We start from the raw sequence: 24005 nt of genomic DNA, 5'->3' as shown, positions 1-24005 counted from the left end.
GTACCGCCCTTCCCTCGCCCTTCCGTCGGCCGTCCGCCCGCCGCGCTGCCGCTGAGTCGTCGCCGCGTCAGCGGCGGGCGGGTGCACGGTCGCACCGGGCGGCGAAAAGGTCCATAGCCGCGCGAAGGGCAATCAGGACATGCGAACGGGTGGCGGCGGGTGACCTGACGGACCGGACTGTCGGTCGGGGCCCGTATCCTCAATGACCATGCTCGAAGACCTGACGACCGCAGTGTCCCCCGGCACCCCGTGGCCGGCCGCGTATCCCCAGGGGTATGCGGTCGTCGACGTGGAGACCACCGGACTGGCCCGGGACGACCGGATAATCTCCGCGGCCGTCTACCGGCTGGACGGGCGCGGCGAGGTCGAGGACCACTGGTACACGCTGGTCAATCCCGAGCGCGACCCGGGTCCGGTGTGGATCCACGGTCTGACGAGCGAGACCCTTGAGGGGGCGCCGCTCTTCACCGACATCGCCGAGGAGTTCGCGGCCCGGCTCGACGGCCGGGTGCTGGTCGCGCACAACGCGGTCTTCGACTGGCAGATGATCGCGCGCGAGTACGCGCGCGCGAAGAGCGCGGCCCCGGTGAGGCAGCGGCTGTGCACGATCGCGCTCTCCAAGGAGCTGGGACTGCCGCTGCCCAACCACAAGCTGGAGACCCTGGCCGCGCACTTCGGTGTCGTACAGCGGCGGGCGCACCACGCGCTGGACGACGCGCGCGTGCTGGCGGAGGCGTTCCGGCCCAGTCTGCGGGCCGCGGCGGCGGGCAACGTACGGCTGCCGCTCCTGGAGTGCCGGCCGCTGACGGAGTGGTCACAGACGCCCCGGATCGGGCACCAGGCGAGCGGCGGCTACGGCGGTTACCGGCCGAACGGCTGGCGTCCGTCACGCAAGCGGCCGGCCTGCCCGTACCCGAATCCGGGGCGGTACGAGGACGGCAAGCCGCTCAAGCAGGGCATGCGGGTGGCGTTCTCCGGGGACACCTCGATCGAGCGGGAGCTTCTGGAGGACAGGGCCGTCGAGGCCGGTCTGCATGTGTCGACGAGCATCTCGCGGCTCACCAGCCTGCTCGTCACCAACGACCCGGGCTCGGGCACCTCGAAGGTGCTCAAGGCGCGCCAGTTCGGCACACCGGTCGTCGACGAGGCGGCCTTCGGGCAGCTGCTGCGGGACGTGGCGCCGGCGTCGCAGAAGTGACCCCGCCGCGAAGCCGTACGGACGGGTGATTGCCGTGCGACCCGCCCGGCGCCCGCTCGCCCGCGCGGAGACGGCCGCCCACCGTGAGGCGCATGGCGAAATGGCTGTCGGGCCCGCTGGACGCGAACTCGGAGTTGCGATCCTTGGTCGCCCCGGGGAGGCGACCGCCACCGCACCGTCAACGGCGGAAGCACCCGCCCCGTGACCGAACCCATCGCCACTGCGGTCACCCATACGACCGCCGGAGCCGTCCCGCTCCCACCAGCGGAACACCACGGAGACATCAACACCGTCGAGGTCCCCGGACTTCACCCCGCCGAGCCCTGGCGATTCGCCCGTCACGCTGCGCGGTGCGGGCGGCCCGGTGCCTTGTCTGCCGGAGCGGCAGCACCGGAAGCGCCGATTACCGACGAGGCCGTTGCATTCGGCAGGATGAGCGCCATGACCGAGATCCGTACACCCCGCCTCCTCCTCCGTCGCTGGCATGACGACGACCTCCCGCCGATGGCGGACATCAACGCGGACCCACAGGTCATGCGCTGGATCGACGACGGCTCGGTGCGCGATCTGGACGACACGGCAGAGGCCATCGAGCGGTGGGAGGAGGAGTGGGACGAGGAAGGCTTCGGGCTCTTTGCTGTCGAGCTGCTCGCTTCTGGTGAGCTGGCCGGCTTCACGGGTCTTTCGGTGCCCGAGTTCCTGCCGGAGGTACTGCCCGCCGTGGCGATCAGCTGGCGGCTCGGCTCACAGTTCTGGGGTCAGGGGTACGCATCCGAAGCCGCCCATGCCACGCTGGAGTTCGCGCTCCAGGACCGCGGCCTCGACCGCGTCATCAGCATCAACCGAATGGGTGACGACGCCTCCGAGAACGTCATCCGCAAGCTCGGCATGGCGCCGGAGCGAGAGACGGTGCACCCGGTGTACGGCTATCCGCTGCGCGTTCACACCATCGATCTCACCGAGTTCCAGGCGTGAACCAGCCGAGCCGTCGATCACCACGAGAAAGGGCGACCTCACCGACTGCGCGTGACACGGCCTCATGAGCCTTCGCCGAGCGGGAACATGACGCTCGATCTCGGGAGTTTGCGAGTCGCTTCGGCTCATCCCGAACATTCCAACGTTCCTCCGCCAACGGTGGAGACCAGCCTCACGACGCCAGGGCGAGAGCCGCGCGCACTTCAAGGTGTTCGCGGCACGCGGCTCCTGTCAGACGAGGAACTCGGCGAGCGGGAAGGAGCGATGGCGACGCGGTGGTACCAGATAGTTCTGCCGGTGGGTCGTGTGCAGGACCGAGTTGATGCCGGCCTGGGGGCTGCGCGGTGCGACAGGGAGTGTCATATCGGGATAGTGGCCGTCCATCGAGAGCCGAACGAGATCGAAGATTGCAGTCGTCGGCTGGAACTGAATGAAGTGCATCCCGGCCGCCCGCTCCTTGCTGTAGTGGTCTGCCGTCGGATCGGATGTGTAGTGGAACGGATTGTCCAGCGTGTCGAAATCGCCGCGCACGGGGATGGTCGTCCCCGCGGGGTAGACCTTCCCGTAGTTGCTGGTCGTCGATGACGCGGTGCTGTCCACCTTCGACATGCTCCCAGTGTGGCCGTAGGCGTGGTACAGCTGGACCCCTTGCGCCACTTGGGCCTCACTTTGACCCGGCGGTTGGAGGGCAACCGTACCGGGCGCGGGGGCGGGCGAGAGGCCGGGCTGGAGCATCGCCTGCACGCGATCCGCGTACCGGGGGAAGTTCTTTTCGTACCAGGTCACCAGATCTTGAAACAGGTGCGAGAGATGCATGGTGGTTCCCTGTTTGAAGTAACCGTTGGGCCACTGATCGGTGATGCCAGGCAGGGTCTCCAGATTAGCGATGTTGCCGGGTCCCATATTCGAGTCCAGTGTGGTGGCGAAGCCGAGGAATCCCTGCGACTGCCGAGGAATCGACTGCGCACCGGGGATGTTTGCCGCCAGCGCCAGCTTGCTCGGCAGGCCCTGTTTCCCGTAGAAACCGCCCCCGGAGAAGCCCTGGCGGATACTCGTCACCTTGAACAGGCTGCCCGCCTGGTTGCTCCCGCCGAAGAGGGCGTTTTGGGCTGCCTTGATATTGGCGAGCGAGTCACTGCGGATTAGCACGGCCACGTCATTCTGTTCCAGGCGGACCGGTCCGAAGCCAGGCGGTGACTGGTCGCTGGGGAACGTCCTGGCCCTTTGTGGTGAGTGTTGGTGGGGGTTTCGGATTCCGGGCAGGTTGATGGCCCGGTTGTCGTGTCGGGTGTGCGCCGGGTTCCAGCTGGGCGGCGGCGGAGAGTTCTGCGGCGGTGTTCCGCGCAGGCCGGTGGCGCGTGCGGCGCGGATGCGGTCCTTGGCACGGGCGCTTTGCCGGTGGCGCGGTTCGAGGGTGACGATCGCCTCGCCCGCGTTGTTGATGGCACAGCAAGCGCCCTGCCGTCGGCGTCGGTGAAGCGCAACTGGGCACTGGGGTGCGGTCGTTCCTTGCGTACGATCAGTCGCGTGACCAGGGCCGGCCGGTCGGGCAGTCGCCGGCCAGTTCGGCGACCCAGGCAATGTCGCGGAGTTCGCCGTCGGGTTCCACGGTCGGCGTTGTTCCGGTAAGCGTATCGCTCCGGTGCCTGCGCCGGCGGCAGACCGCGAAGCGTCCTGGCAAGGCGGGAATCCCTACGGCACTTCGCGGGACGCGGTCCACGGCAAGGGTCCTTGGCTATGTGGCGGAGCCAACCTTGCCCACAATGCCGACCTTGCCCTCCGCGCGCGAGCAGTGAGCGCCGCAGTACCAGTGACCCTCGACCTCGACGCCCTGGCCGATGATCTGCACACGGCAGTGCTCACAGATCGGGGCCATGCGATGAATCGCACAAGCGAACGAATCGAAGACATGGCGTGCCCCGTCCCGGGTCTCGACGGTGAACGCCAGCTCGTAATCGTTCCCACACACTTCGCAACGAGTCATAAGCCACATCGTCAGTGGCCGGGCTGACCCTCGCAAGCTGACATGCTCCGCCGACCACCGCGTGATGGCGCCTGAAGCAGACACGGGGAGGGACAAGGGACGGGAGTACGCCACCTCCATGCACTCGGCACTGGCGCCCGCGCCCGCGCGTCGCCCGCGTCTGACCGGGCACCGACCCGGTACCCGCCCGATCGCGCCCCACGACCGAGTTGTACGGTCGTGGGGTGTACCGCTTCCTGTTGTCCCGGCAGTGGGTGATCCTCACCCTGATCTCGCTGCTCCTCATCCCCACGATGATCCGGCTTGGGTTCTGGCAGAAGCACCGGTACGAGGAGCGCAGCGCCCGTAACGCACTGGTGGCCGAGGCGCTCAACGCCAAGCCGGTGCCGGTGGAGCAGGTCACCGAGCCGGGGCACGGGGTGACCCGCAAGGAGCGGTACCACACGGTCACCGCGACCGGGACCTTCGACACCGCCGACGAGGTCGTCGTCCGCCGCCGCACCAACTCCGACGACGAGGTCGGCTACCACGTCCTCACCCCCTTCGTGCTGGCCGACGGCAAGGTGCTGCTGGTCAACCGGGGCTGGATCTCCTCGGACGGCCCGAGCCAGACCGCGTTCCCCAAGGTCCCGGCCCCGCCGGGCGGCCAGGTCACCATCCAGGGCCGGCTGATGCCCGACGAGACCACCGCGGCGAGCGGCATCAAGGACATCAAGGGGCTGCCCGCCCGGCAGATCATGCTGATCAACAGCGAGGAGCAGGCGCGCCGGCTCGGCAAGCAGGTGCTGGGCGGCTACATCCAGCAGACCGCGCCCGAGCCCAAGGGCGCCACGCCGGAGCAGATCTCCGACCCGGGCAAGGAAGACGCCCCGCTGAACTACGCGTACATGATCCAGTGGTGGCTGTTCGCCGCGGGTGTCCCCTACGGCTGGTTCGTGCTGGTCCGCCGTGAGGCCCGCGCCCGTGAGGAGGCCGCGAAGGAGCAGCCAGCGGCGGAAGCGGAGCCGGCGGCCGCCGTCTGAGCGCCGGGTCACTCCCCCGGCGCATGCCCTGATTGGCCCACCGGCGCGCCGGGAAACCGGAGTCCGTGGACCGACGTATCGAGGACTACGCCCTCATCGGCGACGAACAGACCGCGGCGCTGGTCGGTCGGGACGGCTCCGTCGACTGGCTGTGCCTGCCCCGGTTCGACTCGGCGGCCTGCTTCGCCAGGCTCCTGGGCGACGAGGACAACGGCCACTGGCGGATCGCCCCCAGGGACGCCACCACGTGCACCCGGCGCGCCTACCGGCCCGACACGCTGGTCCTCGACACCGAGTGGGAGACCGCCGAGGGCGCGGTCCGCGTCACCGACCTGATGCCCCAACGCGAGCACGCGCCCGACCTGGTACGCATCGTCGAGGGCGTCAGCGGCCGCGTCACCGTGCACAGCACGCTCCGCCTCCGCTTCGACTACGGCTCGGTCATCCCGTGGATGCGCCGCTCGGGCGGCAACCGGGTCGCCGTAGCCGGTCCTGACTCGGTGTGGTTGCGCAGCGAACCGTCCGTACGGACGTGGGGCGAGGACTTCGGCACCCACTCGGAGTTCACCGTCTCGGAAGGCGAGCGGGTCGCGTTCGTGCTCACCTGGCACCCCTCGCACGAGCGGCGGCCGCCGCTCGTGGACCCGTACGAGGCGCTGCGCTCCAGCGTCACCGGCTGGCGGCGCTGGGCCGCCCGCTGCACCTACGAAGGCCCTCACCGGGAGGCGGTGATGCGCTCCCTGATCACTCTCAAGGCACTCACCTACGCGCCGACCGGCGGTATCGTCGCCGCCGCCACCAGTTCGTTGCCCGAGGAGCTGGGCGGGGTGCGCAACTGGGACTACCGCTTCTGCTGGCTGCGCGACTCCACCCTCACCCTCGGCGCCCTGCTGTCGGCCGGCTTCCACAGGGAGGCCGAGGCCTGGCGCGACTGGCTGGTGCGGGCGGTCGCCGGTGACCCGGCGGACCTGCAGATCATGTACGGTCTCGCGGGCGAGCGCCGGCTGCCCGAGTTCGAACTGCCCTGGCTGCCCGGCTTCTCCGGCTCGGCGCCGGTACGCATCGGCAACGGCGCAGTCGACCAGCTCCAGCTGGATGTGTACGGCGAGGTCATGGACTCGCTGTCGCTGGCCCGCAGCGCCGGTCTGTCCACCAAGCCGCACATGTGGGCCATCCAGTGCTCGCTGATGAGGTTCCTGGAGAAGATCTGGCGTCAGCCCGACGAGGGCCTGTGGGAGGTGCGCGGCGGCCGCCGGCAGTTCGTGCACTCCAAGGTGCTGGTGTGGGTGGCCGCGGACCGCGCGGTGCGGACCCTGGAGGAGCACGCGGAGCTGGAGGGCGAACTGGAGGGCTGGCGCAAGCTCCGCGACGAGGTGCACCGGGAGGTGTGCGAGAAGGGGTACGACCCGAAGCGCAACACCTTCACCCAGTACTACGGCTCGCGCGAACTGGACGCCGCCCTGCTGCTGATCCCCCGTTTCGGCTTCCTGCCGGCGGACGACCCGCGGGTGATCGGCACGGTGGACGCGATCCGCGACGACCTGGGCCACGGCGGCTTCGTGCGCCGCTACGACACCGACGCGATCGGCGTCGACGGGATGCCCGGTGGCGAGGGCGCCTTCCTGGCCTGCTCGTTCTGGCTGGCCGACGCGCTGCACATGACGGGCCGTACCGACGAGGCGAAGGAACTGTTCGAACGGCTGGTGGGACTCGTCAACGACGTGGGACTGCTCTCCGAGGAGTACGAACCGGACCTCGGACGCCAGCTGGGCAACTTCCCGCAGGCGTTCAGCCATATCGGGCTGGTGAACACCGCCCTCACACTGTTCGGTGGCGACGGGGCAGGATAGGGGCCATGGATCTTGGGCTGAAGGACCGGGTGTACGTCGTCACCGGAGCGACCCGCGGGCTGGGCAACGCGACCGCGCGCGAGCTGGTCGCCGACGGGGCGAAGGTCGTGGTGACCGGACGGGACGAGGAGCGGGTCGCCGAGGCGGTGGCCGAGCTGGGGCCGAACGCGGTGGGTGTCGCCGTCGACAACGCGGACGCGGATGCGCCGGAGCGGGGGATCTCGGCGGCGCGTGAGCACTTCGGGCGTTTCGACGGCATCCTGCTGAGTGTGGGTGGACCCCCGGCCGGGTTTCTCGCCGACAACACGGACGAACAGTGGCAGAGCGCGTTCGAGTCGGTGTTCCTGGGCGCGGTACGGCTCGCGCGTGCGGCAGCGGCCGAGTTGGGGGACGGCGGTGTCATCGGGTTCGTGCTGTCCGGGTCGGTGTACGAGCCGATTCCCGGGCTGACGATCTCGAACGCGCTGCGGCCGGGGCTCGCCGGGTTCGCCAAGTCGCTGGCGGACGAGTTGGGGCCGCGCGGGATCCGGGTGGTGGGGCTGCTGCCGGCGCGGATCGACACGGACCGGGTCCGGGAGCTGGACGCACTGTCGGCCGACCCCGAGGCCACGCGGATGGAGAACGAGTCCCGGATTCCGCTGCGCCGGTACGGGAGGCCGGAGGAGTTCGGGCGGGTGGGCGCGTTTCTTCTGTCGCCCGCGGCGTCCTATCTGACGGGAATCATGGTGCCTGTCGACGGGGGTATGCGGCACGGGTTCTGACGGATGGCATAGGGATTCCCTATAGGGCCTGCTGATAATTCGTCTTTGCCTCCGGTTCTTTTCCGTACGTACCGTGAAACAGCTCGACGAGGTGCTCACCACGATTTCTCTGTCGAGCGGACCGACACGTATGGAAAGGACCGGTGGCATGGCCACAATCGAGAACGGATCGGGAACGCGAGAACTCACGGGAAAGCGGGCCCTGGTCACGGGTGGTTCCCGCGGAATCGGCGCGGCTGTGGTGCGCCGGCTCCTGGACGCGGGCGCCGAAGTGCTCACGACCGCCAGGTCGGCGACGAGTACGGTGCCGGAGGGCGCCGCCTTCGTGGCGGCCGACGTGCGGACCCGGGCCGGCGCCGAGGCGCTCGCCGAGGCCGCGCGGGAGGTGCTCGGCGGGGTGGACGTCCTGGTCCACAACGCGGGTGGGGCGGGACCGTACGAGGGCAGCTCGGCCATCCCCGACGAGGAGTGGCAGGACGCGCTGGACCTGAACTTCCTGGCGTCGGTGCGGCTGGACTCGCTGCTGGTACCGGGCATGCGGGAACGGCGTTCGGGGGTGATCGTGCATGTCTCCTCGGCCGCGGTACTCACCCCGCTGGCACCGTTCCTGCACTACACGGCGGCGAAGGCGGCGCTGGAGAACTACAGCCGGGGGCTGGCCCTGGAACAGGCCCCGTTCGGAATCCGGGTCAACACCGTGACTCCGGGCCGGGTCGCCACCCCCGGCGGTGAGGAAACGCGGGAGCAGTGGGCGCGTCTGGGTCTGGCGCCGAGCCGGACCAACGCCGACGACACCCCGCCGCTGGGGCGCGACGGTCAGCCCGACGACATCGCCCAGGCGGTGCTGTTCCTCGCGTCCGGGCGGGCGAGCTGGCTGACCGGGAGCAATCTCGTCGTGGACGGCGGTGAATTCCCCAGGCGGTGACGCCCACGGAATTCGAATTTTGGAACACCGCTTTCGGCAAAAGGAATTCGACGTAGCCCGTTTGTTTCCCGGCCGTCAGGACACCGGTGCTGAGGAAGCGGACTCGGACCAGTTCTCCTTGCGCAGGAGTTCGAGCAGGGCCGTCTCCGCCGGGCCCGCGCCCGGCTGGAGCACGGCGATGACGGGTTGGGACACGGCCGGGAACACCGGGCGCGCGAGGTGCTCGTGACCGTCGGGCACCGCGGAGGCCGGGACGAGCGTCACCCCCAGGCCGTGGGCGGCCCAGCGCACGGCCGTCGCCGTCTGGGACACGCGGGCGGCCGTGGTCGGGGTCAGATCGTTGTCCCGGACCACGTTGAGCAGCACGCCGTCGAGCGCGCTGTCGCGGTCGAACCGCACCCACGGTTCCCCCTTCAGTTCGCGCAGCTCGACCCGGTCCGCGGCGAGCTGCCGGTGACCGGCGCCCAGCACCACGACGAACTCCTCGTCGCCGAGGTGGTGGGCGTCGGTGGGGGTCCGCTCGCACGCCGCCATCAAGGCGAGGTTCACCACGCCCCGGCGGCACAGCCGCTCCAGCTCGGCGGAGCTCGGCTCCTCGAAGACGGTGATCTCCAGCCGGGGGAAACGGCGGCGCAGCGCGCCCAGCGCGGCCGGCAGCTGCCGCGTGCCGAAGCCCATCTGCACCGAGACCACCAACTCCCCCACCAGCTCATCGGCACCGGCCCGCGCCGTCGCCCGCGCTCGCCGCGACGCGCTCACCGCGACCTCCGCCTCCCGCAGGAACGCGCGGCCGACCACCGTGGGCACCAGTCCGGTCGGCGTACGGGCGAAGAGTTCCACGCCGAGTTCCCGCTCCAGGCCGCGGATCTGCTGGGACACCGACGGTTGCGCGACGCGCAGCCGCTCCGCAGCCGCCGTCACCGAACCTTCCTCGGCGACGGCCAGGGCGTACTCGAACTGACGAAGGCTCATCGGCTGCCGTCCCCTTCCCGTTGTCATCGTGGCAACGGGAAGCAACCCGGTTCCGCCGGTGAAGATTCCCTGGGCACGGCGACGGCCTCGGCACGGCCGGTCCGCCTCCGAAAACCGGTCTCCCTCCGCCTAAGAACCTTCAGGCTGAACATGCCGTGCGAGCCGAAGAGGTTCGGTGGTGATCTCGCCTGCGTTCACTGCCGGCCTGTGTTTCAAGTGACCCTGTCCGCGCGGTGTTTCACCGAGGTCAGGCGGACCTCTGCCGGGAGTTTCTTCAGGGCTGCCGAGTCCCGGGCGTGGGCCAGGGCCTGCGTGGTGAGGTCGTCCAGGGCCTCGCGTGGTGGCACGTCCGGATCCAGCTGGAGCCGCACCCGTACCTCCGGAGCCGTCCGCCTGCCCCGCAGTACCGCCTGGACGTGGGCGACGCCCTGCTGGTGGGCCGCGTCCGTCACCAGGACCGTCTCCAGGGCCCTGCCGCGCAGCAGCGCGCTCTCGCCGTCTCCGGTGTCCACCAGGACCTCGGTCAGCCGACGGCGGCGCAGTTGTGCGGTCAGCCACCAGAGGGACAGCAGGAGCAGGACCACCAGGGCGGCCAGGACCGTCGGCCACCACCAGCCCGCGTGACGCCAGTGGGTGCGTTCGGCGGTGGTGAGGAGGACGTCGTGACGGCCGTCGTGGATCCACCAGGAGGGGGCCGGGGCGCCGAGCCCGACGGCCAGGACCGCGCCGCCCAGGGCGAGGAGCACCAGGCCCGCCAGACCGATCAGTACGCGGTTGATCGCCGTGAGCATCGCTCAACCCTTCCGGCCGGGACGGATGACGTGCAGGGTCAGCCTGGGCGGGCGGGCCAGGCCCAGGCCGTGGATGGCGTCGGTGAGTGCCGCGTCCAGGTCGGCCTGCACCTCGTCGAGTTCACGGAAGTGGGAGACGGCGAGGATATGGGCGCGGGAGCGATGCAGTCGTACGCGTACCCGGCGTACGCCCGAGATCTCCATGGCCCGGTCGCGCAACACCATCGCGGCCGCGTCGCGACGCAGCCCGGCGCGGACGTCGGGGTGGGTGCGCCGCATCGGCAGGACGTCCCGCAGGCCGGGTGTGACGGCGAGGGCCAGCAGCCACGCGCCCAGGGCGGCGGCGATGCCCGCGCCCACCAGGACCTGGGTGCCGTCGAGGGGCTGCTGCGCGAGTTGCCGGGCCAGTTCGCGGCGCCAGTGCATCGCGGGGTGGTGGGCCCGTACGGCCGCGATGTCGTACAGGAGGGCGGCCGCCGTCACCAGTGGCAGGACGGCGACCAGGGCCGCGGGCCCGCGGCGCGGCGACCAGAAGCGAGCCTCGTGGCCGGCCGGGGGCGGCGCGGCCTCGGGTGGCCTTTCGATGACCTGTGTCTGCTCGGCGCTCATCATGCCCTCCCCTGGTCTGGCCCGGGTGCAGCCGTTCGACGTGGACGACGACCTCCCGCACCGCCATGTCCACCAACGCGCCTACCCGCTCGACCACATGCCGACGCACGGGCGCGCACGGGGCTCCGATGTCGGACGGACAGTCCAGTTCGAGGTGGACGCGGACCGGGGCGGTGTCGTGGTGGACCGCCACCGTGACGTGCGAGGGTACGGCGTCCTTCGGAAGGGGCCGAGGACCTCGCGGGCCGCCTGCGCCGCGATCTTCGCCACCGCCCGGTCGGCGACCCGGACGGCCCCGCGCTCGCCGGGCGCCACGGCCGTCGCGGGCCTGCGTGTCTCACTGCCGGCGGTGGGCATGGCCGACGGTCACGCCGGTCGTCTCGGCGGCGGACCGGGCGGAGCCGGAGGTCGTACGTCCGCCTCGGCCGCCGTCGGTCCGGGACGGCGCCGATCCCGTACGGGGCACGGGTGACGGCGGCGCTGGCGGTGCCGAAAGGGGCGCAGGTGAGGGGGCGCTGCGCCGGGAGGTGCACTTGGACGCCGCGTCGCCGCGCCGGCATGTGCGGGTCGAGGTGGCGCTGACCTACGGCCCACCGGCCGTGGAGGTGGCCCGGCGGGTCCGTACGGCGGTCGGCGTGGAGCTGGACGGTCAGCCGACGGTGGCCGTCCTTGTCACAGGCATCGGCTGAAGCGCGCCTTCAGGGGCGGGGCCGAGGGGCCGTGTCGATCTACTCGCCCACTCCCGCGAGGTCCCGCAGCCGCCGGGCCTGCGCCTGCCGCTCGGCGGCGCGCTGCTCGTCGTAGGACCGATCTCCCGCACCCCGAAGCAGCGCCTTGGTCTCCACCACCGCGTCCCGTGGCGCGGCCAGCAGCGCAGCGGCCAGGTCACCCGCCGCGGCGTCGAGTTCGGCGCCCGGCACCGCGAGGTTCGCGAGCCCCGACGCCACCGCCTCCTCGGCCTGAACGAACCGCCCGGTCGCGCAGATCTCCAGCGCGCGGGCATAGCCGACGAGGGAGACCAGCGGATGTGTACCCGTGAGGTCGGGCACCAGGCCCAGACTGGTCTCGCGCATGGCGAACTGCACGTCGTCCGCGACGACGCGCAGGTCACAGGCGAGGGCCAGCTGGAAGCCGGCCCCGATGGCGTGGCCCTGCACGGCGGCGATCGACACGATGTCGGTGCGCCGCCACCAGGTGAACGCCTCCTGGAATTCGGCGATGGTCGCGTCGAGCCCGGCGTCGTCACGGCGCGCGAGTTCGATGAAGGTCGGCTCCCCCGGGATCCCTTCCGGCGAGAACATCTGCCGGTCGAGGCCCGCGGAGAAGGACTGGCCCTCACCGCGCAGCACGACAACCCGGACCGACCCCGGCAGCGACCGCCCGGCCTCCGTCAACGCCCGCCACAGTGCGGGGCTCTGGGCGTTGCGCTTGGCCGGGTTGGTCAGCGTCACCGTGGCGAGCGCGTCGTCGACGGTGAGCCTTACGCCGTCCTTGTCGAGAACAGGAGCGAGGTCCTGGTCGGGCGAAGCCATGGGGCGCCTCCGATGTGTGCGGTCATCACGCATTGCCGAACGACATGCTAAGTGACTGCACAGTAACCACCCGGTCGATCACTCGACCGACCGGGTGGCCACCATCGAAGCCGATGGCCCGCCCGGGGTCAGGACGCGGCTTTCTTGCCCCGCGTCGCCCCGCCACGCCCACGCAGCGTGACACCCGACTCGCTGAGCATCCGGTGGACGAAGCCATACGAGCGGCCGGTTTCCTCGGCCAGTGCCCGAATGCTCGCACCGGAGTCGTACTTCTTCTTCAGGTCTGCCGCGAGCTTGTCGCGCGCGGCGCCGGTTACCCGGCTGCCCTTCTTCAGAGTCTCGGCCACCCGTGCCTCCTCATGGGAAGTGCGCTCTGGTCCCCTCATGATCACCCCTCCGGGGCGCGATGGCCACCCATTCGGCAAGGTCCGTGAGACATCGTTGTGACGACAGGAGCGCATCCCCACAAGTGGTATCTGTGATTCCGGCAAGGGTTGCCCATGGGGCCGAACGGGTTCTTCCGTGAAGTGCCAGGTCAGGCACGGGAAGCGGCCGACCCCTTGTCGACAAAGGGATCGGCGGCGAAATCGGTGCAGGACACACCTCGATACGAGGAGATCTCACACAGATGATGGATCACCGATAAGCCGAATGATCCATAGCCAGTGGATCAGGCATTCGATCAAGCGAGGACGACAGAGGGCGACGGAGGGCGACGGAGGACGACAACAGCGACAAGAGCCGATGAGGCCGGTTCTCAGGCGAGGGCGACCAGGTCCGCGTAGTCGGCGCCCCACAGGTCCTCGACACCGTCGGGGAGCAGGATGATCCGCTCGGGCTGGAGCGCCTCCACGGCGCCCTCGTCGTGGGTGACGAGGACGACCGCGCCCTTGTAGGTCCGCAGGGCGCCGAGGATCTCCTCGCGGCTGGCGGGGTCGAGGTTGTTGGTCGGCTCGTCCAGGAGCAGGACGTTCGCCGAGGAGACGACCAGGGTGGCGAGGGCGAGCCGGGTCTTCTCACCGCCGGAGAGGACACCGGCCGGCTTGTCGACGTCGTCCCCGGAGAACAGGAACGAGCCCAGCACCTTGCGGACCTCGACGAGGTCCATGTCGGGGGCGGACGAGCGCATGTTCTCCAGGACCGTGCGGTCCGGGTCCAGGGTCTCGTGCTCCTGGGCGTAGTAGCCGAGCTTGAGGCCGTGGCCCTCGATCACCTCGCCGGTGTCGGGCGTCTCGACCCCGCCGAGCAGCCGCAGCAGCGTGGTCTTGCCGGCGCCGTTGAGTCCGAGGATGACCACCCGTGAGCCCTTGTCGATGGCCAGGTCGACGTCGGTGAAGATCTCCAGCGAGCCGTACGACTTCGACAGGCCCTCGGCGGTCAGCGGGGTCTTGCCGCAGGGCGCGGGGTCCGGGAAGCGGAGCTTGGCGACCTTGTCGGAGACGCGGACGGCGTCCAGACCGGCCAGCAGCTTGTCCGCGCGACGGGCCATGTTCTGCGCGGCGACCGTCTTGGTGGCCTTGGCGCGCATCTTGTCTGCCTGCGAGTGCAGCGCGGCCGCCTTCTTCTCGGCGTTGGCGCGCTCGCGCTTGCGGCGCTTCTCGTCGGCCTCACGCTGCTGCTGGTAGAGCTTCCAGCCCATGTTGTAGACGTCGATCTGGGAGCGGTTGGCGTCCAGGTAGAAGACCTTGTTGACGACCGTCTCAACCAGGTCCACGTCGTGGGAGATCACGATGAAGCCGCCGCGGTAGGTCTTCAGGTAGTCGCGCAGCCAGACGATCGAGTCAGCGTCCAGGTGGTTCGTCGGCTCGTCGAGCAGGAGCGTGTCCGCGTCGGAGAACAGGATGCGGGCCAGCTCGATACGGCGGCGCTGACCGCCGGAGAGCGTGTGCAGGGGCTGGCCCAGCACCCGGTCGGGCAGGTTGAGCGCGGCGGCGATGGTGGCGGCCTCGGCCTCGGCGGAGTACCCGCCCTTGGTGAGGAACTCGGTCTCCTGGCGCTCGTACTGCCGCAGCGCCTTCTCCCGGGTGGCGCCCTGGCCGTTTGCGATGCGCTGTTCGTTGTCACGCATCTTGCGGATCAGGACGTCGAGGCCGCGGGCGGAGAGGATGCGGTCGCGGGCGAGGACGTCGAGGTCGCCGGTACGGGGGTCCTGCGGGAGGTAGCCGACCTCGCCGGAGCGGGTGACGGTGCCCGCGGCGGGGATGCCGTCACCGGCCAGGACCTTGGTGAGGGTGGTCTTGCCTGCGCCGTTGCGGCCGACCAGGCCGATGCGGTCGCCCTTGGCGACGCGGAAGGTGGCGTTCTCGATGAGGACGCGCGCACCGGCGCGCAGCTCGATACCGGAGGCGGAGATCACGGACAGACTCCAGGGCGTACGGGATTTGACGGGTGGGCGGCTGAGGACGTTCCCGCCGTCTAATGCGCGAGGAGAATGGCCATGGGCCAAGTCTAACGGGGTGGCGCAAGCGCTTTTTCTGTGCGCGGGTGTTCGGGGCGGGTGCCGGGGAGGTGGTTGCCGAGGGGTGTGCGGTGCGGGACGACCCGGCCCAGGTCGTCCACGGCGATGAGCTGCGCGGTCCAGGCGCCGTGGGCGCAGGGCTGGGCGATCAGCAGGGCGGGGCCGTGACGTACGGCACGTTCGGGGCGGAACGCGCAGCCCGCGCGGGCGGGCAGCACCCAGCGCAGGTCGCCGTCGGCGGTGCGGTACGCGGCGATGCGGGCCGGGGTGACGACCGCGAGCATGCCGCGGCCGAGGGAGCGCAGGACGCCGGTGCCGCCCTGGCGCCGGAGCCAGCCGGTGGCGGCGGGCAGGGCGCGGTGCCAGCGCACGGAACGGCCGTCGGTGTCGGTGACGAGCCCGTCGTCCCAGACGGCGATCGCATGCCCGTGCGCGGGCAGCAAGCTGAGCGGACGCCGCCCCGCGCGCGCGTACCGCCACCGCAGGGTCCGCCCGTCATACGCCTCGACCACCGCGCCACGCGCGCGTGCGCTGTGCGCGGCAGGACCGGGGGTGAGGTGGTCGCCGTAGGGGGCCGGACGGATCTGCTGCCCCACACAGAGGAGGGCGCCGGCCAGGAGAAGGACGAGGGTGGGGAGGAGGTGGTGGGTGGGGGGTTTGCGCGGGAGGGGGGTCGGAGGGCGCTGTTCGGCGGGAGCCGCCAACGGGCCGAGCGCGCGGGGGCCGCGGGCCGCGGGGTCCCGGTCCCGGGAGCCACCGGGACGGGGGACCGGATTCTGGGGGCTACCGGGAGGAGGGGCTGAGGGCCGGAGGCGACCGGGAAGGGGGACCGGCGCCCGGAGACGAACGGCGGGAGGGATCGGGTTCCGGAGGCCACCGGGAAGGGGGACCGGGGCCCAGAGGCGACCAGCAGCGGGGATCTGGTCCCGGGGGCCGCCCACAACAGGGACCGGGGCCCGAGCGCCGCCCGCAGAGGAGAACTCGTCCCGAAGACCGTCCGCAGCGCGGGCCTCGACGCGGAAGCCGACGGGAACGGAGCCTGCGGCCCGGAGACCGTCCGCACCACTGAACCGAGCCCGCAGACCATCGGGAACGGAGACTCCGGCCCGCAGACCGTCCGCACCAGGGACCCGAGCCCGCAGACCAACCAGAGCGGAGGCTGCCGCCCGGAGACCGTCCGCGCGGGCCTCGTCCCGGAAGCCGCCCACCACAGGGACCGGGGCGCGGACGCCTCCCGCAGAAGAGACCCCCTCCCAAAGACCGCCAACCACCGGGACCGTGTTCCGAACGCCACCCGCAGAAGACGCCTCGTCCCGAAGAGTGTCCGCAGCGGGGGGCTCGTCCCGGAAGCCGTCGGCTGCGGGCGGCGGCGGTGTCTTGAAGGTTCCGGTGGCGGGCGGTGGGGTTCTCCCGTGTGGCAGAACGGGCACCGCTCCCCCCTTCGGCGTCCGGTCGGGCGCCCTCGTCCCATGGATCAGGCGCAGAGCGTAGCCATGCCCGCGAGGCAGGGGCGGGCGTGACGCGGGGGCGGGGCGGGACGTCGCCCGATCGGGCGTTCGTCGGGCCATCGGCGCGAAGTGACGGCGGGGATGGCTCAAGGTGGGTGCGGGGGACGGTGCGAGCAGAAGGCGGTGCCCCATGCAGTTCGACGACGACGCGAACCTGGACACCTCCGAGGTCCAGGACGCGCGTGGCAGCCGGGTTCCGGGTGGGAAGGCGACCATCGGCGGCGGCCTGGCCGGCCTGATCGCGCTGCTCCTCGCCCTGTTCCTCGGTGTCGGCCCCGACCAGCTGGGTCTCTCCTCCGGTGACAGCTCGCCCGCGCCCGCCTCCTCCTCGCTGGCGCAGGTGCAGCAGAGCTGCCGTACCGGGCGGGACGCGAACACCAGGGAGGACTGCCGGACGGTGGCGGTGGTCAACAGCGTGCAGGACTTCTGGAAGCAGGAGTTCCAGCAGCGCCGGGGCACCTACACGAACGCCCCGACGGTCTTCTACAGCGGCCGGGTCGGCACCGCGTGCGGTACGGCGACCTCGACGGTCGGGCCGTTCTACTGCCCGGGCGACCGGAAGGTCTATCTGGACCTCGGCTTCTTCGACGAGCTGCGGTCCAAGTTCGGCGCGAGCGGCGGGCCGTTCGCGCAGGCGTATGTCGTGGCGCACGAGTAGGGGCACCATGTGCAGGACCTGACGGGCACGTTGAGCAGGTCGCAGGACAACCTGACCGGCGTGGACAGCAATTCGGTGCGGGTGGAGCTCCAGGCCGACTGCTACGCCGGGGTGTGGGCGCGGCACGCCACGACCACGAAGGACGAGTCGACCGCAGGCCCCTGATCACCAGTCTGACGAAAGCCGACATCCGGGACGGTCTCGACGGGGCGGCGGCCGTGGGGGACGACCGGATCCAGGAGCGGTTCCAGGGGCGGGTGACGCCGGAGACCTGGACGCACGGGTCGGCGCAGCAGCGGCAGCAGTGGTTCCACCAGGGTTACCGGACCGGGGACATGGGGCAGTGCAGCACCTTCCGATGAACGGATGAACGGATGAGCCACTGAGCCGCCGACCTTCACCGGCGGCGCGGGCCGGGGGCGTTGTCAGTGCCGGGTGCAAGACTGTGGAGCAGGCCGGAACGACGGCTTTCGGGGGACCGGCACACAAGGGAGTGATCGGCATGGCAGGCACGACCGGCGGACGGCCGAGCATCTATCCGTCGCTGCTGTACGCGGACGCGAAGGCGGCGATCAAGCAACTGACGGAGGCCTTCGGCTTCACCGAGCTGTCGGTGTACGAGGGCGAGGACGGCATGGTGCTGCACGCCGAGCTGGTGCAGGGCAACGGCGCGATCATGCTGGGTTCCAAGGGCCGCGGCGGCCGTTTCGACGCGGCGATGGAGGGCGCGGGCCCGACCGGCGTGTACATCGTCGTGGACGACGTCGACGCGCACCACCAGCGGGCCGTGGACCATGGCGCCGAGATCCTGATGCCCCCGACGGACCAGGACTACGGCTCGCGGGACTACATGGCCCGGGATGTCGAGGGCAATATCTGGAGCTTCGGTACATACGCCCCGGAGATAACGGCCTGACCCACCCCGACCCGCTCCTGCCGTCAGCCGCCGGTGTGCACCTGGAAGGCGGCCCGGCGGACGGCTTTGGCCAGCGCCGGGTCGGGGTGGGCGGCGGCGAGGGCGACCAGGACCTGCACGGTGCGCGGATGCCCGACGGCCCGCACCTCGTCGAGCAGCGCGGGGACGGTGGGCTGCAGCGCCGACTCCAGATGACGCACCAGCAGCGGTGCCTCGCCGTGGTCGGCGACCGCGGCGGCCGTGTCCACCCAGAGCCAGGTGGCCTCTTCGCGGGTGAGCACCTCGTGGGCGTCCTCCGGGTCGACCCCGTCGTGCTCGGCCAGCCACAGCAGGGCGTACGGCCGCAGGGTGGGCTCGTCGACGACGGCGCGGACGTCCGGTTCGGCGGGGGCGCCGACCACGCGCAGCGCCTCGAAGGCGAGGCCACGCAGCAGGGCGTCCTCGCCACGGGCGGCGGCGACGAGTTCGGCGACGGCGCTGCCGACGGGGCGGGCGGCGAGCCAGGCGCGGTACTCGGCGCGGGCCGCGTTGGGGCGGAGCTGGGCGCAGCCGCGCAGCATCTCCTCGGCGGCGACCTCGATGTTCCCGGCGGGGCTCTGCGCGGCCACGCAGATCTGCTCCAGCTTGACCCAGACCGCCCAGCTGCCCAGCGGGGTGAGGGTGGCCTGGCCGGCGCCGTAGGTCAGCGCGCCGACGGAGGCGAGCGCGTGCAGGGCCCAGTCGAGGAGGGGAGCGAGCTCCGCGTCCTCGGCGGGGGCGGGGTCCTCGGCCGGTGCACGGTCCGCCGGGTCGGTGCGGGCGGCGGGCAGGGCGGCGACGGGAACGGCGGACCCGGACCCGGTCTCCGTCCCGTAGGGGACCTCGCAGCGCTCGGTGCGCAGTTCGGTGACCCGCTGCCGGAGCAGGTCCAGGAGCTGCTCGACCGGGACGGGACCGGCGGACAGCTGGAGGAAGGAGAGCACCTGAGGCATGGCCGAGACGACCTCGGCGACGGCGGCGGCCTCGAACTCCGGGGGCTCCGGATGGGCGAGCGACCAGGCGTCGAAGAGAGCGACCCAGCCGCGCAGCACGGCGCTGTCGTCGCGGTCCCAGGCGCGCAGGCGCCAGCCGGGGCGCGCGCTGTCCCCGTGCACCTCGACCAGGCCGGCGAGCCGGGCGGTGTCCCAGTCGGCGCGGATCTGAGCCACGGTCAGGCCCAGGTCGCCGGCCGCGCGTTCGGCGGACGCCTCGGAGAGAGTGGCCTTGCCGTCGGCGGTCGCGCCGTCGCTGCCCGGACCGAGGGCCGTGTCGGCCCAGTGGGCGACTCGGGCCGCTCCGGCCAGCCCGGACCGTGCCATTCTGGCCAGTTCGGCGGGGGCCGGGGTGCCCTCGGGTGGGCGGGGTGCGGGGCGGCGCGCGGGCCGCTGGTTCATCGCTCGGGGGGCGGCGGCCAGGGGTCGCGTGCGGACGAGTCGAAGCCTTGAGTCGCGCGGGATACGGGACGTCACGGGTGCAGTCTTCCGGTTGACGGTCCGAAAACCCAAACGGAATGTCACGGCGGGCGACGGGGCTGGCCAACGCACGAGGCCCGAGGGGAGGCGAGGAGGCATGTTCAGGCCAGTGGTACGACCTTAAACGGAACCTGCGACACCGACTGGAATCGGGACCTCCGGCCTGTGTCGAGGTGGGACACGGGAAGGGATACATGTGAGGGCAACATCACATCAAGAACGCCATGGCACCCAAGAGGGGACATCAGCCGATATCGCGGCCATCACATCAAGGGCGTGAGGAATCGGCGCAGCCGCTCCTCGTACTGGTTGGGGTCGGCGTTCCACATGGCTCCGTGCGGGGCGTCCGGCACGGTGTGCAGGGCGATGCGGTCGGGGCGCCGGGCGGCGAGTCGGCGGGAGTACGTCCAGGGGGCCACCGTGTCGTCCGGGCCGTGGACGATCAGGGTGGGCACGGTGAGCTGCTCCGGGTCGACGGGGGCGCCGACGTGGCCGGCGTGCAGGCCGGCGCGGCCCTGGGCGGCACGCACCGCGAGTGGCAGTAGCGGCTCGGGGGTGTGCCGGGCCCTGGCGAGGGCGCGCAGGGTGGCCTCCCAGTTGAGCACCGGCGAGTCCAGGACCAGCCCGGAGACGCGCTCGCGCAGTGCCGAGTGGGCGACGGCGCGCAGCGCCATGGTGGCGCCGGTGGACCAGCCGTACAGCACGACGCGGCGGGCGCCGTAGCGGACGGCGTAGCGGATCGCCGCGTCCAGGTCGCGCCACTCGCTCTCGCCCAGGTGGTTCAGGCCGTCACGGGGGCGAGGGGCGCCGAGGTCGCCGCGGTAGGCGAGGGCGAGGACGGGCAGGCGCCGGCCGTGCAGGAACGGCATGACGTTCATGGGGAGCTCGCGGGTGGTGCCGAGGCCGTGCACCGCGATCACCCAGGTGTCCCGGTAGCCGGGCACGAACCATGCGGGCAGCGACCCGAGTTCGCCGGGTATGTCGATGTCGGCGTGGTCCAGGCCCAGTGCCGCGCGCGGGTTGCCGATGTGGACGTTGGGGGTGAGCCAGACCTTGTCGCCGGGTTCGAGGGTGCCGTGAGTCACGCGTTCCAGCCGCCGTACGACGGTGTCGGCGGTGTGCGCTGCGGACTCCAGGACGGCGCCGACGACCGCGTGTGAGCCGTTGCCGGCCAGGCCGTAGGTGCCGGGGCGCAGCGAGGCGAGGTCCCGGGTCAGGGCGATGCGGCCGACCGCGGTGCCGTGCACGGTGAGCCGGGGCTCGGTGGGCAGGGGGCGCCCCGGCGGCGCCTTCAGCGCGGCGTCACTGGCGAACCGCCCCGCGGCCACGCCGGCCACGCCGGCGGCGAGTACGGCACCGACGGCTGCGGCCGTGACTTTGACTGGGCGCACCTGTCCAGTGTCGGGGCGGACTTCGGCGACGGCCAGCGGGGGCAGGGGAAACATGAGCCGCCTTGGGGTGTGGGAGGAGGTTCCGACAGGGGCGTCCGGGTTCCCTGTCAGCCGCCGGTCTCACCCCGTCCGCTGGCCGTACCCCCGCAGCAGCTCCCCCACCTCCGCCACCTGTGCCGGTGACAGCAGGCTCGGGGTCAGGCCGGGGACGGCGGACGCCGTCAGCCACAGGTGGCACATCCACTCCAGCTGGGCCGTGCGGTCGTAGGCCTGGGTCAGGGTGGTGCCGTAGGTGATCGTGCCGTGGTTCTGGAGGAGGCAGCCGGAGCGGTCCGTCAAGGCGCGGAGCATGTTCTCGGCCAACTCCTCGGTGCCGTATGTCGCATACGGGGCAACCCGGACGGCGCCACCGAGCGCGGCGGTCATGTAGTGGATCGCCGGAAGCTCGGGGACGAGTGTCGAGACGGCCGTCGCGTGCACGGCGTGGGTGTGCACGACAGCGCCCGCGTCCGTGCTGCGGTAGATCGCGAGATGCATCGGCAGTTCGCTGGTTGGGACCAGGGCGCCGAGGACCTGGCGGCCGGCGAGGTCGACGCCCGTCACGTCGTCGGGGGTGAGCCGGTCGTACGGCACGCCCGACGGTGTGACCAGGACGGTGTCGCCGACGCGGACCGAGACGTTGCCGGAGGTGCCGACGACCAGTCCGTCGGTCACGGTGCGGCGGGCCGTGGCGACGAGTTCCCGCCAGGCGCTCGCCTCCTCCGCGCGTGCATCCCGCCGTCGCGGCTCCGACACACCCTGTGCGCCGCCGCGCCCACCCCGTCCGTCACGCTCGTCCCGCCGTTGCTCAGCCATGGCCCGATCCTGTCAGGCAGCGCCCCAACCGGCTTGTACGGCAGGGCACTTTAGGCCGGACGTCCCGAATCCAGTAGAGCGCAAACCACCGCGAACAGTCCCATTTCAAGGCTTGGCCGAAGATCGCCGAGAATACGAGGTGGTGGACTCGGTCGCTTTGATGTAGACGAACCTCGCGCCATTCGCCTTGGCGCTCGACCAGTCGAGGGGCGCGTACCACTTCGCTCTGCCGGACAAGTCGTCGGGCGACCGGCAGGCCGCGTACTTCGTGAGCCACGGCGGCGCCTGGACCGCGGACGGCTGGACGCTGCCGCCCGCGCTCGACGTCGAGTACAACCCGTACGACGAGAAGCACAGGTGCTACGGGCTGAGCCACTCCAAGATGGTGAAGTGGATCAAGTCCTTCAGTGACGAGCTGGAGCGGGAGACCGGTCAACGGCCGGTGATCTACACGACCCCCCACTGGTGGGACCTCTGCACGGGCGGCAGCAGCGCCTTCGCCGCGGACCACGCCCTGTGGATCGCCCGCCACGGCTCGGCGGACGCGGGAGCACTGCCGGCGGGATGGTCGCACTGGACCTTCTGGCAGTACGACAACAGCGGCAGTCTGCCGGGTGACCAGAATCTCTTCAACGGGTCGGCGAGCCGGCTGAAGGCGTTCGCCAAGGGCTCCTGGCCAAGGGACGACCGGGCCGCCTGACCGGAAACGGGACGGCGGCTTCGCCCACTCCCGCGCACGGATACCCCGAAGTCGATCTCAGACATCACGGAGACCACCCCAGTTCATCTTCCGTTCATTCAGGTTGCCTACGGTCCAACGGCCGACGACCTCTGAAGATTGCCTGGGTAAATGGAAAACTTCTCGCTGATCCTCGCGATTGTGGTGGTGACCGCACTCGCGTTTGATTTCACGAACGGTTTCCACGACACCGCCAACGCGATGGCCACGACCATCTCGACCGGCGCGCTCAAGCCCAAGATCGCGGTGACCATGTCCGCCGCGCTCAACCTGGTGGGCGCCTTCCTCTCCGTGGAGGTCGCCAACACGATCTCCAAGGGCCTGGTCGACGAGAACGGCATCCGCCCCGAGGTCATCTTCGCCGCCCTCGTCGGCGCGATCCTCTGGAACCTGGTGACCTGGCTGGTGGGCCTGCCCTCCAGTTCCTCGCACGCCCTGATGGGCGGCCTGATCGGCGCCACCGTCGCCTCCGCCGGTTTCGGCGCGGTCCACGGCGACGTCCTGGTCACCAAGGTCCTGCTCCCGGCGATCGCCGCCCCCGTGGTCGCGGGCATCGCGGCGATGCTCTCCACCCGCCTCTCCTACAGGCTCTCCCGGAACGCCGAGGACGAGGCCACCCGCAAGGGCTACCGCGCCGGCCAGATCGCCTCCGCCGGCCTGGTCTCACTCGCGCACGGCACCAACGACGCGCAGAAGACGATGGGCATCATCACCCTCGCGCTGGTCGCGGGCGGTGCCGTCGCGCCCGGCTCGAACCCTCCCACCTGGGTCATCCTCTCCGCGGGCCTGGCCATCGCGCTCGGCACCTACATCGGCGGCTGGCGGATCATCCGCACCATGGGCAAGGGCCTGACCGACCTCCAGCCGCAGCAGGGCTTCGCCGCCCAGACCAGCGCGGCCACCGCCATCCTGGCCTCCTCCCACCTCGGCTTCTCCCTCTCCACCACGCACGTCGTCTCCGGTTCCGTGATGGGCGCGGGCCTCGGCCGCAAGGGCGGCACGGTCCGCTGGTCCACCGCGACCCGCATGGTCGTCGCCTGGGTGCTCACCCTCCCCGCGGCCGCGGTCGTCGGCGCGCTCGCCGAGTCCGTGACGGACCTCGGCGACTGGGGCACGGCGGTCGTCGCCGTCTTCCTCGTCGCCTCCAGCGCCGCGATCTGGAAGCTCTCCCGCCGTGGGGTGGTGGACAGCGCCAACGTCAACGACACCGACGGCGCCGAGCCGGCCGGCGTGGTGACCACCGCGATCGCCGCCGTGACCCCGCCGCCCGCGGGCACGGTGACCGACGACCTCACCGCCACGATCCCGTCCCCCGCCCCGGCCGCCGCCGCCGACCCGGCCGCGACCGTCTGACCCCGAGGAAGAACCGAC

At 71.3% G+C, this 24005-nt stretch carries 21 protein-coding genes and 4 pseudogenes; 11 read left to right on the top strand and 14 right to left on the bottom strand.

The window, feature by feature from the left end; genetic code table 11:
* Positions 1-208 precede the first annotated feature (208 nt).
* Positions 209-1198 (top strand): DEDDh family exonuclease, encoded by a 990-nt coding sequence (locus tag ACZ7OO_RS28450; RefSeq protein ID WP_471508958.1) that lies wholly within the window; start codon positions 209-211, stop codon positions 1196-1198.
* A 441-nt stretch (positions 1199-1639) separates the two neighbouring features.
* Positions 1640-2173 (top strand): GNAT family N-acetyltransferase, encoded by a 534-nt coding sequence (locus ACZ7OO_RS28445; protein ID WP_471508956.1) that lies wholly within the window; start codon positions 1640-1642, stop codon positions 2171-2173.
* Between the two features lie 231 nt (positions 2174-2404).
* On the opposite strand, the gene ACZ7OO_RS28440 is transcribed toward ACZ7OO_RS28445, so the two are convergent.
* The 3 genes and pseudogenes from ACZ7OO_RS28440 to ACZ7OO_RS28430 form a co-directional block, all read right to left on the bottom strand.
* Complete coding sequence (locus ACZ7OO_RS28440) at positions 2405-3427, bottom strand: DUF7405 family protein (RefSeq protein ID WP_471509049.1); 1023 nt, start codon at positions 3425-3427, stop codon at positions 2405-2407.
* A 48-nt stretch (positions 3428-3475) separates the two neighbouring features.
* Positions 3476-3791 (bottom strand): annotated as a pseudogene (locus tag ACZ7OO_RS28435) (IS1380 family transposase); the annotation flags it as partial.
* A 117-nt stretch (positions 3792-3908) separates the two neighbouring features.
* Positions 3909-4157, bottom strand: coding sequence for a hypothetical protein (locus tag ACZ7OO_RS28430; RefSeq protein WP_471508954.1), 249 nt, complete (start codon positions 4155-4157; stop codon positions 3909-3911).
* Between the two features lie 224 nt (positions 4158-4381).
* On the opposite strand from ACZ7OO_RS28430, the gene ACZ7OO_RS28425 reads away from it, so the two are divergent.
* From ACZ7OO_RS28425 to ACZ7OO_RS28410, 4 genes are all read left to right on the top strand, one after another.
* A complete protein-coding gene (locus tag ACZ7OO_RS28425) occupies positions 4382-5179 on the top strand; it encodes an SURF1 family cytochrome oxidase biogenesis protein (protein ID WP_471508953.1) in 798 nt (265 codons plus the stop codon).
* Between the two features lie 65 nt (positions 5180-5244).
* Positions 5245-7029, top strand: a complete 1785-nt coding sequence (locus ACZ7OO_RS28420) for a glycoside hydrolase family 15 protein (RefSeq protein WP_471508952.1) — start codon at positions 5245-5247, stop codon at positions 7027-7029.
* A 5-nt stretch (positions 7030-7034) separates the two neighbouring features.
* Positions 7035-7790, top strand: a complete 756-nt coding sequence (locus tag ACZ7OO_RS28415; RefSeq protein ID WP_471508951.1) for an SDR family oxidoreductase — start codon at positions 7035-7037, stop codon at positions 7788-7790.
* Between the two features lie 148 nt (positions 7791-7938).
* The gene (locus tag ACZ7OO_RS28410; RefSeq protein ID WP_471508949.1) at positions 7939-8715 is read left to right on the top strand and encodes an SDR family oxidoreductase; all 777 of its coding nucleotides are present in this window, start codon (positions 7939-7941) and stop codon (positions 8713-8715) included.
* A gap of 75 nt (positions 8716-8790) precedes the next feature.
* Here ACZ7OO_RS28410 and ACZ7OO_RS28405 read toward each other — a convergent pair whose 3' ends face one another.
* From ACZ7OO_RS28405 to ACZ7OO_RS28390, 4 genes and pseudogenes are all read right to left on the bottom strand, one after another.
* Entirely contained in the window at positions 8791-9687 is an 897-nt protein-coding gene (locus tag ACZ7OO_RS28405) for a LysR family transcriptional regulator (RefSeq protein WP_471508947.1), read from the bottom strand.
* Positions 9688-9899: 212 nt separating this feature from the next.
* Positions 9900-10478 carry an alkaline shock response membrane anchor protein AmaP gene (gene amaP, locus ACZ7OO_RS28400; RefSeq protein ID WP_471508945.1) on the bottom strand — a complete coding sequence of 193 codons (579 nt, stop codon included), beginning with the start codon at positions 10476-10478 and terminating at the stop codon, positions 9900-9902.
* Positions 10479-10481: 3 nt separating this feature from the next.
* Entirely contained in the window at positions 10482-11087 is a 606-nt protein-coding gene (locus ACZ7OO_RS28395; RefSeq protein WP_471508943.1) for a DUF6286 domain-containing protein, read from the bottom strand.
* 7 nt (positions 11088-11094) lie between these two features.
* Positions 11095-11444, bottom strand: a pseudogene (locus tag ACZ7OO_RS28390) (hypothetical protein); the annotation flags it as partial.
* 176 nt (positions 11445-11620) lie between these two features.
* Between ACZ7OO_RS28390 and ACZ7OO_RS28385 the strand changes: the two are divergent.
* The gene (locus ACZ7OO_RS28385; RefSeq protein ID WP_471508941.1) at positions 11621-11776 is read left to right on the top strand and encodes a hypothetical protein; all 156 of its coding nucleotides are present in this window, start codon (positions 11621-11623) and stop codon (positions 11774-11776) included.
* Between the two features lie 39 nt (positions 11777-11815).
* Here ACZ7OO_RS28385 and ACZ7OO_RS28380 read toward each other — a convergent pair whose 3' ends face one another.
* The 4 genes from ACZ7OO_RS28380 to ACZ7OO_RS28365 all read right to left on the bottom strand — a co-directional run bounded on the left by ACZ7OO_RS28380 (position 11816) and on the right by ACZ7OO_RS28365 (position 15781).
* Positions 11816-12619, bottom strand: a complete 804-nt coding sequence (locus ACZ7OO_RS28380; RefSeq protein WP_471508939.1) for an enoyl-CoA hydratase/isomerase family protein — start codon at positions 12617-12619, stop codon at positions 11816-11818.
* 128 nt (positions 12620-12747) lie between these two features.
* Positions 12748-12966, bottom strand: coding sequence for a helix-turn-helix domain-containing protein (locus tag ACZ7OO_RS28375; RefSeq protein ID WP_046727957.1), 219 nt, complete (start codon positions 12964-12966; stop codon positions 12748-12750).
* Positions 12967-13376: 410 nt separating this feature from the next.
* On the bottom strand, positions 13377-14975 hold the full coding sequence (locus ACZ7OO_RS28370) for an ABC-F family ATP-binding cassette domain-containing protein (protein ID WP_471508937.1): 1599 nt from the start codon (positions 14973-14975) through the stop codon (positions 13377-13379).
* A gap of 92 nt (positions 14976-15067) precedes the next feature.
* Positions 15068-15781 (bottom strand): hypothetical protein, encoded by a 714-nt coding sequence (locus ACZ7OO_RS28365; RefSeq protein WP_471508935.1) that lies wholly within the window; start codon positions 15779-15781, stop codon positions 15068-15070.
* A 934-nt stretch (positions 15782-16715) separates the two neighbouring features.
* Between ACZ7OO_RS28365 and ypfJ the strand changes: the two are divergent.
* Both ypfJ and ACZ7OO_RS28355 read left to right on the top strand, forming a co-directional pair.
* Positions 16716-17605, top strand: a pseudogene (gene ypfJ / locus ACZ7OO_RS28360) (KPN_02809 family neutral zinc metallopeptidase).
* Positions 17606-17745: 140 nt separating this feature from the next.
* Positions 17746-18159: a VOC family protein gene (locus ACZ7OO_RS28355; RefSeq protein ID WP_471508933.1), complete on the top strand. Its 414-nt coding sequence runs from the start codon at positions 17746-17748 to the stop codon at positions 18157-18159.
* A gap of 23 nt (positions 18160-18182) precedes the next feature.
* On the opposite strand, the gene ACZ7OO_RS28350 is transcribed toward ACZ7OO_RS28355, so the two are convergent.
* From ACZ7OO_RS28350 to ACZ7OO_RS28340, 3 genes are all read right to left on the bottom strand, one after another.
* The gene (locus ACZ7OO_RS28350; protein ID WP_471508931.1) at positions 18183-19571 is read right to left on the bottom strand and encodes a hypothetical protein; all 1389 of its coding nucleotides are present in this window, start codon (positions 19569-19571) and stop codon (positions 18183-18185) included.
* A 341-nt stretch (positions 19572-19912) separates the two neighbouring features.
* Positions 19913-21040, bottom strand: coding sequence for an alpha/beta hydrolase family protein (locus tag ACZ7OO_RS28345; RefSeq protein WP_471508929.1), 1128 nt, complete (start codon positions 21038-21040; stop codon positions 19913-19915).
* Between the two features lie 120 nt (positions 21041-21160).
* Positions 21161-21895 carry a class II aldolase/adducin family protein gene (locus ACZ7OO_RS28340; protein WP_471508927.1) on the bottom strand — a complete coding sequence of 245 codons (735 nt, stop codon included), beginning with the start codon at positions 21893-21895 and terminating at the stop codon, positions 21161-21163.
* A gap of 205 nt (positions 21896-22100) precedes the next feature.
* Here ACZ7OO_RS28340 and ACZ7OO_RS28335 point away from each other — a divergent pair.
* Positions 22101-22595: pseudogene (locus ACZ7OO_RS28335) on the top strand (GH25 family lysozyme); the annotation flags it as partial.
* 150 nt (positions 22596-22745) lie between these two features.
* The gene (locus ACZ7OO_RS28330; RefSeq protein WP_471508925.1) at positions 22746-23987 is read left to right on the top strand and encodes an inorganic phosphate transporter; all 1242 of its coding nucleotides are present in this window, start codon (positions 22746-22748) and stop codon (positions 23985-23987) included.
* Positions 23988-24005 lie beyond the last annotated feature (18 nt).

It is taken from the genome of Streptomyces sp. NPDC111744 (assembly GCF_055634995.1).
Note: the sequence above shows the minus strand (reverse complement) of the source record. Positions and strands in the feature narration are given on the sequence as shown.